Annotated in this window: 7 protein-coding genes; 4 read left to right on the top strand and 3 right to left on the bottom strand. The window is 49.7% G+C overall.

Features of this window, described 5'->3' with window-relative positions; translation table 11 throughout:
* The first annotated feature begins 205 nt into the window (after nucleotides 1-205).
* The 4 genes from AC3DOM_RS12085 to AC3DOM_RS12070 are packed head-to-tail and all read left to right on the top strand — an operon-like array spanning nucleotide 206 to nucleotide 3544.
* On the top strand, nucleotides 206-1057 hold the full coding sequence (locus AC3DOM_RS12085) for an alpha/beta fold hydrolase (RefSeq protein ID WP_487919300.1): 852 nt from the start codon (nucleotides 206-208) through the stop codon (nucleotides 1055-1057).
* A 40-nt stretch (nucleotides 1058-1097) separates the two neighbouring features.
* On the top strand, nucleotides 1098-3092 hold the full coding sequence (locus tag AC3DOM_RS12080; RefSeq protein ID WP_487919301.1) for an alpha-ketoacid dehydrogenase subunit alpha/beta: 1995 nt from the start codon (nucleotides 1098-1100) through the stop codon (nucleotides 3090-3092).
* Nucleotides 3093-3099: 7 nt separating this feature from the next.
* A complete protein-coding gene (locus AC3DOM_RS12075) occupies nucleotides 3100-3318 on the top strand; it encodes a hypothetical protein (protein ID WP_487919299.1) in 219 nt (72 codons plus the stop codon).
* Nucleotides 3287-3544, top strand: a complete 258-nt coding sequence (locus AC3DOM_RS12070) for a hypothetical protein (RefSeq protein WP_487919298.1) — start codon at nucleotides 3287-3289, stop codon at nucleotides 3542-3544. The genes AC3DOM_RS12075 and AC3DOM_RS12070 overlap by 32 nt, the downstream gene beginning before the upstream one ends.
* A gap of 592 nt (nucleotides 3545-4136) precedes the next feature.
* On the opposite strand, the gene AC3DOM_RS12065 is transcribed toward AC3DOM_RS12070, so the two are convergent.
* The 3 genes from AC3DOM_RS12065 to AC3DOM_RS12055 form a co-directional block, all read right to left on the bottom strand.
* A complete protein-coding gene (locus AC3DOM_RS12065) occupies nucleotides 4137-6194 on the bottom strand; it encodes a GAF domain-containing protein (RefSeq protein WP_487919297.1) in 2058 nt (685 codons plus the stop codon).
* Nucleotides 6195-6272: 78 nt separating this feature from the next.
* Nucleotides 6273-6662, bottom strand: a complete 390-nt coding sequence (locus AC3DOM_RS12060) for a response regulator (protein ID WP_487919296.1) — start codon at nucleotides 6660-6662, stop codon at nucleotides 6273-6275.
* 262 nt (nucleotides 6663-6924) lie between these two features.
* Nucleotides 6925-7875 (bottom strand): sensor histidine kinase (locus AC3DOM_RS12055; RefSeq protein ID WP_487919295.1); only part of this gene is annotated, 951 nt, incomplete at its 5' end.

Raw genomic sequence — 7875 nt, 5'->3', positions numbered from 1 at the left:
TAAACTTTTGCCCTTTTGAGGAGGGGCAATCTACCTTTTTGCAGTGGAGTCATAGGTAAGTTTTAAAAGATGTATAGAGAAGTTTTAAAAGATATACTGAGAAGATTTTTATAAAGCCTTGGGTGAATTATACCCATGAACAATTATGCTATACTACCCTATCTTTATCTTATATCCCCCCCATCCACCCGGAGATATGAATAGCATGAATTATTCATTTGTCGAGACCAATGGCATTCGCCTGCACGTTGCCCAGGATGGCCCGGACGAGGGTCCCCTGGTGATCCTTTTGCACGGTTTTCCCGAATTTTCCTATGGTTGGAAAAAGCAGATCCCCGCGTTGGCGTCTGCCGGTTATCGAGTCTGGGTTCCAGACCAGCGCGGCTACAACTTGAGCGATAAACCGGAGGGGCTGGCAGCCTACAGCCTCGATGAACTGGCCGCCGATGTGATCGGTCTGATCGATGCTGCCGGTCAGAAGCAGATCTTTTTAATCGGGCATGACTGGGGCGCAGCCGTCGCCTGGTGGGTGGCCGCCAAATACCCGGATCGGTTAAAGAAGATGGTAGTGATGAACGTCCCGCACGGTGCCGTCATGCAAAAGCATTTGCGCAGTAATTTTGCCCAATTGCGCAGGAGCTGGTATATCTTTTTCTTCCAGATCCCCTGGCTGCCGGAGTTTTTGGCCCGCCTCGGTAATTGGAAGATGCTCGCAGAACTGCTCAAAAAGAGCAGCCATCCGGATACCTTTACAGATGATGACCTGGAGCAATACCGCCAGGCCTGGTCTCAACCAAAGGCCTATAAATCCATGCTTAATTGGTATCGGTCATTTGTGCAGAAGCCTCCCAAGCCTCCGGCCAGCTCTCGGATCACTGTCCCGACCCTGCTGATCTGGGGCGCCCAGGATACGGCCCTGGGACGGGAGATGGCCCAGCCAAGTATTGAGCGCTGTGATGATGGACGTCTTGTTTTTATTGAAGAGGCCACTCATTGGGTGCAGCATGACGAAGCCGAACGTGTGAATCAGTTGGTCGGTAACTTCCTGAGGGATTGAGGAAGAGGAACTTTTGAAAAAGAAAAAAACCCTCCAAAAAATGGACTGGCCGAAAATCGCCCGCCTGCTGCTGACCTCCCGCATCATGGATGAGCTCGAAGAGAATGAGCTTGTTCCCCAGGGAAAGATCATGTACCAGTTTTCCGCGAAAGGACATGAACTGGCTCAAATACTTTTGGCGCAAACTCTTACCCATCCGCACGATGCGGCAACAGTTTATTACCGGTCGCGCCCTTTTATGTTGGCGGCCGGGCTGTCTGTGCAGGAGGCCTTTGCAGCAGGGTACGCCAAAACAGGCTCCCCTTCCGAAGGTCGTGATGTTGGGGTTGTTTTCTCGATGAAAGCACGCGATAGTGCAACTGTCCTGCCCTCGTCTGGAGCGGTGGGCGCACAATATACACCCGCTGCAGGCTGGGCGCAGGCCATCCGTTACCGCCAGAAAACAGGCAAAGATAATAACTGGGATCATGCCATCGCCCTTGCCTTGGGGGGAGAAGGCTCCACCGCAGCAAATGGTTTTTGGGCGGCACTTAATATCGTCACCACCCGTGACTTACCCTATCTCTTTTTCATTGAGGATAACGGTTTCGCCATCTCTGTCCGCTCTGAATCGCAAACGCCTGGCGGAAATCTGGCCGCCAATTTGCGATCCTACAAGAATCTGCATATCATCGAAGCTGATGGAACTGATCCTGTCGATGCCTCAGTAAAAATAGCCCAGGCCGTTGCCTATGTGAGGGATGGAAAACCATGCCTGATCCGTTTGAAGGTAGTTCGGATCATGGGGCATACCTTTATCGATGACCAGAGCTACAAATCCGATGTAGAGAGGGAAGAGGATATCGAACGGGATCCCCTAAATCGATTAAAGGATTTTTTGCCCGATCTGGATTGGGATGCCTTGGAGAAGGAGGTCGAGGCTGAGGTGCGTGCTGCGGCTGATATCGCGTTTCAACACCCGGACCCTGAACCTGCCTCCGCCACCGATCAATTATTCTCATCCCCATCTTTAACGGAGAAGGAGTCCCTTTCCGGCACAGCTATTTCGCCCGATCAGGATGGCTCTCGGATTAGCCTGATCGAAGCCGTCAAACGGACTCTTGAATCCGAGATGCTGATTAATCCAGACATCCTGGTCTTTGGGGAGGATGTGGGCCTCAAAGGTGGTGTCCATGGTGCAACCGCGCATATGCAGGAAAAATTTGGCGAGGAGCGTGTTTTTGACACCTCCCTGTCTGAGGAGGGGATCATGGGCAGCGCGGTGGGACTCTCTGCGGCGGGATTGATGCCCGTTCCTGAGATCCAATTTCGTAAATACGCCGACCCGGCCACTGAGCAGATCAATGATATTGGTACCCTGCGCTGGCGTACAGCGGGAAAGTTTTCTGCGCCAATGGTTTTACGTATCCCGGTCGGATTCGGCAGGAAAACCGGAGACCCGTGGCACTCGGTGACGGGTGAGGCCATTTATGCGCATACGCTTGGTTGGCAACTGGCCTATCCATCCAATGCTGCGGATGCAGCCGGCTTGTTACGCACTGCTTTGCGCGGTGAGGACCCGGTCATCTTCTTCGAGCATCGCGCCTTGCTGGATACCTCGCAGGCCCGCAGGCCCTGGCCGGGGGACGCATACACCCTTCCTTTAGGGGTGGCCAACAAATTGTCCGAGGGCGAAGCGCTGACAGTGGTCACCTGGGGCGCGATGGTTTATCCCGTGCTGGAAGCATCCAAAGGGTTGGAGGGGGTTGAAATCCTGGATCTGCGCACGATTTCTCCCTGGGATAAAGTTTCCGTTCTGAGCTCTGTTAAAAAGACCGGAAGGTGTCTGATTGTCCATGAAGATACGCTTACCGGAGGATTCGCGGGTGAGATCATGGCTGTGATTGCCTCAGAAGCTTTCGAGTGGCTGGATGCGCCTCCTCAACGTCTGACGACCCCGGATACACCGATCCCCTATAATCTTCCCATGATGAATGCGGTTCTGCCAGGTATGGAAAAAATCAGAAAAAAAATGAATTGGTTATTGGCCTATTAGGATCTGGATGTCTGATAAAAATTCCCCTTTTTTCAAAGGCGCTATTTGGATAGGTCTGCCTTTTTTACTTGCTGGCGCTGTCGTGATCCGGCAGTCTGTTCTGGTGGGCATGGCTGATGAATCTACACCGCGCTGGATCGGGATCGCATTTGGGCTGATGTTCTTTAACGCAGGCATTACCTACCCTCTCTTTGATGGATGCGATTTTCAATCAATTCAGGGATAAGAAGTGGTTCTCTTGTTCGCAAGCCCTGACCATATTATCCATTCCCCTGATTTTCCCCCTGCTCTTCAATTGGGTGGCTTTTGGACCGGGAGAACGTGAATTTGGGATCAGTATATCGATCCCCTTTCTCACTTTTGAATTCGACCGTGCAAATGAAATAATCGGGCGAATCGCCTTTGGAATTCCTGCGCTCCTGATGGATGCGTTTCTTGGGTATGGTATGTAAGGCCTTGTTGTAGAGCGGGTTGGTAAAAAGAAAGCCGAGGAACTTTAGGCATACATTAGACTTCATGCAAAAGTCCCTTTTTGACACTGCTCTAGCCTCCGGGAGAATATATGCAAGAGGTCGATTGAAATAATGGACCCAGAAGAAGAAAATTAATATTATCCTGAGTTGCGGATAAGGGATCGGTGCGGGATACCCTTTCGGGCAAAAGCCCTTTAAGGGTACACGTTAATCCCTGCCTCATGACATGCAAGTCGGATAAATCCGACTTTTTTCCTGGCCCGAAGGGCTTACATACCCTTGTAGGGCACTTTGTGCTGAGTTAGGGCTTTCGCGAAGCACAAAGCGTGTAGCCCGCACGGGAATAATGATGAGATACCCTAAACGCAACTCAGGTTATTTTATTTAAAATAGCGAGAGAATCGCTCGCTATTTTTTTATTCACCTATTGATATTCAGATAAACAGGTTATGAGCGTCCCGCGGTTTTTTGTTGCTTTAAAATCTGAATCACGGGAACCTGTGGGACGTTTTACTTAGAGAAAATTAACAAACTTAAGTGAACATCAATAACTCAGAAATATTTTTGAAAACTACTCCAGAATTTCAGACAGTTCCTCTGGCGTATAAGGCTTCAAAACAACATCCTTTACCCCAGACTGGAGATATTTGGTTGTGTTTTCCACGCTTGGTGCAGCAGAAAGGATCAGGGTCTTCCGGCCCAGTTTTTTGAGTGAGCTTAAGCTTTGATCGGCGAGGGTTTCATCGAGCAGGAGTAAATCGGCTTTGGGATCGATTTGCTCCAACACAGTTTTGCCTGCGCTGCTGAGAGAGGTGGTAACAAACTCAGCCCATTCGCCTTTGGGGGCGATCAAGGCGATTTTGCCAGGAGCATCGCTTAGATCAGCAGCAGGAGCGGTTTCAGCCGCAGGTAGCTCAATGCTGAAGGTGGTCCCATTTTCAGGTTCACTCTCTACGCTGATGCTTCCATTGTGTTGGGAAATAATATGCAGGCAGGCTGCCAGCCCCATCCCTTTATACCCTTCACCTTTGGTGCTGAAGAAGGATGCCCAAATTTTATCCTGCATTTCCAATGGAATTCCGATCCCGTCATCGCTGATCCGGGTGGTGATGAACCCTGCTTGTTCAGAGGGCATTATTTCGATGCCAATACTCTTGGCACCGGATTCATCTGCATTGAGCAGCAGATTGCCGAAAGTGCGCACCAGTTGGATGCTATCTCCAATCGCGAGAGATGTCCCGGGAACGGCGTTAATGGTCAGCTTTTCAGGGGAAATATTTTGATGATAAACGGCAGCAGACCAAAGGTCCGCAAGCATAACGGGGCGGGGTGCAGTTTCACGTGCAGGTCCGAGCAGGGCCTCTTTAACATCCACGATCAATCTGGCAGATTCGTCGATCATCGCCAAATCTTCCTTGAGAGATTCCACATCCAGCTCGGGCTCGTTCAAATCATCCTGCATCCTGGCGGCGGTAATTGTGATTGGCAGGGCTTTATTGCCAATCCAGTGGATCGCTTCGGTGGTGGCGCCAGATAGGGCCTCAAAGGTTTTTGAACGCAGCAATGCAGCGTGGGTGTTTTCAAGTTCTTTGAGCAGATTGGCATTATTAATCGCAATGGCGAGATGATCTGCCATCATTTGCAGGGTTTGAATATCCACGCTGCTGAAGGCGTTTTCTTCCACGCTTTGCACAGTGACTGCCCCAAGACAGGTGGAGCCAATGCAAAGGGGCAGGGCCATCTCTGAGCGGGTTTCTGGTAAAAGGGGGTTGCGATAGAAAGCCTTCTCTTCGTCTACATCGAGAGAGATCCGGGCCTGGCGTTCCTGGGTGGCCATCCCGATCATCGAGTTGCCGCCCAATTTGAGTTTATGATTTTGTGAGATCATGATTTCCCCCGCCTGACCGTAGCCGGCGCGGAGCACAGCGAATTCCTTTTTTTCGTCGATCAGAAAAACACCCGCATAGTAGAACTTATAGGCATTACAGATAATATCGACAGTTTTTGGGAGCAGTTCATCAAGATCGAGGATGGATGCAACCCCGCGCCCAACCTCATTTGCGGCGTCAAGGAGACGGGCCCGTCTTTCGACTTGCTTCAGGAGACGATGTTTTTCTTTGTGCTGCTTGGCATTGTCGATCGCAATGGCGAGTAGGTCGGCCAACCCTTGCAAAGTGGAGATATCCTCATCGCTAAAGGCGGATTCTTCCACACTTTGGACAGTGATAGCGCCGAGAACCTCTGGACCCAGCGTGAGTGGCAGGGCCATCTCTGAGCGCGTGTCCGGTAAAAATGGATTGCTGAAATGGATCGCTTCCTCGCCTACATCCAGCGCGATGCGCGCCTCTCTTTGGCTGATGGCGGTGCCGATCATCGAGTCCCCGCCAACTTCCAGCTTGTGATTCATAACGATCATTGCTGCGCCTGCTTTGCTGCGACCGGCTTTCAGGACAGCCCATTTTTTATCCTCAGAGAGGAGGAAAATACCGGCATAATAAAAATTGAATTCGCTGCAAATAATATCAACAATACGATCAAGAAGTTCTTGATGATCAAGAATTTTGGCAATATAATTTGCCACATACAGAGTCGTGCTGAATAATTTTGCCTGTCTCTCAGATGAGGTCATAATTTGATCTCCATAATTCTATAATGATGTTAGATGATTTTCAAAACTTTAAAAAAATCCTGTAGTTTATCCATGATGCTAAACCAATATCTCGTTGATCAAATCTACGAGTCCTTGTTCACGTCCCTTTACAAAATAACTCCGAGCTCCGCGCTGGACGGCCTCTTTTGCAGTATCTACCTCGTCGTAGGCAGTTAATACGATGGCGGTGAGATCAGGATCGATCTCAATCAGTTTACTGAGTAGATCAAGCCCTGCTGCATGAACCGGGATGCCCTCAAAATTGGGCATATTAAGATCAAGCAGAGCGAGATCAAAGGGAGTGTTGCTTTTAAATGCTGCCTCAAATTCGGCGAGGCCCTCTGTACAATTTGATGCGGTTTCAACAACAAATCCCTTGCGAAGCAGGGTTTTTTGCATGCTGCGCCGCACCAGGGCCTCGTCATCCACAAGTAGTAGTTTTGGCATGATTTCTCCTTATTGTAAAAAAAATCCTGAGGGACGACTGCTTTAAAAAAGGAAGATATATTCAATCCAAATAATTTAGGAATTGCAAAAACACCTTTTATCTCTCAGCAATGCTCTGCGTTGCGGCTTGTCTTCAATCCCCCAACGCAGAGCATTGGGAAAAGGGTTATAAATATGCTTTTGTCCAATAATATAGTTTATCAAATTATTTTCTTCTCATGAAGGTAGACCATTACAAAATGCATACAAATTTATATGCTTTTTAGCTTTTCTCTACAGACAACAGGATAATAAAAGTCGCGCCTTTGCCCGGCTCACTCTCAACCCAAATTTTCCCTCCGCCCTGGCTGACGATCTCCATGCAGGCAGAAAGACCCAACCCGGTGCCGCCACGGTCGCCTTTTGTGGTGAAGAATGAGACCCAGATCTTCTCCATGATCTCAGGTGGAATCCCCGGTCCATTATCGCTGACTTCTATCCTGACAAATCCCGTTTCATCCGCACGCCGGGCCGAAATGTGGATTTTCGCATCCTTGCTTTTGTCAACCGCCTCCCAGGCGTTTTTGATCAGGTTGATCAGCACGCGCCCAACCTGAATTTTATCTCCCCAAACCTGGGGCAGAGCATCAGAATAGGTGGAGGTGATCACACCCGCAGGCAATCCCATTCCGGCGATGGTGGCGCTGAAGATCATCGGGATATCGAATGCTTCGTTTTGTGATAAACGCCCGGGACCGATCAGATCCTCCTTGATATTGAGGATGGTCTCAGCACTTTGTTTGATAATTCCCAGATCCTCGAGGGTGGATTCAATATCCACAACGAGGGGAATTTGGGATACGGGCATTGATTTTAATGTGTCAATTTTGGCAGGCAGATCAGCCTCGATAATGGAAGCAGTTTCAAAGGTTGCGCGCGCCACCTCGGCGAAGGGATGACCATCTCTTTTTGAGGGAGGTAAATCCAACAGGCTTTTGAAAATTGCCAAGAAATTGAGCAAATCTTCGTTTATGCGTTTTGCGCTGCCAGGAATGGGCGCAGCTTTATTTCCCACCCAGTGAATCGCTTCGCCAGTTGCGGTTGCAATGGCTTCAAATGTTTTTGCGCGGAGAATTTCCTGATTGGCAGAGTCGAGGTCCTGGAGGAGATGGGCATTGCGAATGGCGATGGCGAGTTGATCTGCCATGCTTTGCAGGGCGTCAATATCGGCGCT

Source organism: Candidatus Desulfolinea nitratireducens (assembly GCF_982879505.1).
This window is presented reverse-complemented; position numbering and strand designations above follow the sequence as displayed.

Excerpts from the sequence above, each read along its gene's own strand:
- AC3DOM_RS12085 (WP_487919300.1), top strand. The coding sequence starts at position 206 with ATGAATTATTCATTTGTCGAGACCAATGGCATTCGCCTGCACGTTGCC.
- AC3DOM_RS12080 (WP_487919301.1), top strand. The coding sequence starts at position 1,098 with ATGGACTGGCCGAAAATCGCCCGCCTGCTGCTGACCTCCCGCATCATG.
- AC3DOM_RS12075 (WP_487919299.1), top strand. The coding sequence starts at position 3,100 with ATGTCTGATAAAAATTCCCCTTTTTTCAAAGGCGCTATTTGGATAGGT.
- AC3DOM_RS12070 (WP_487919298.1), top strand. The coding sequence starts at position 3,287 with ATGGATGCGATTTTCAATCAATTCAGGGATAAGAAGTGGTTCTCTTGT.
- AC3DOM_RS12065 (WP_487919297.1), bottom strand. The coding sequence starts at position 6,194 with ATGACCTCATCTGAGAGACAGGCAAAATTATTCAGCACGACTCTGTAT.
- AC3DOM_RS12060 (WP_487919296.1), bottom strand. The coding sequence starts at position 6,662 with ATGCCAAAACTACTACTTGTGGATGACGAGGCCCTGGTGCGGCGCAGC.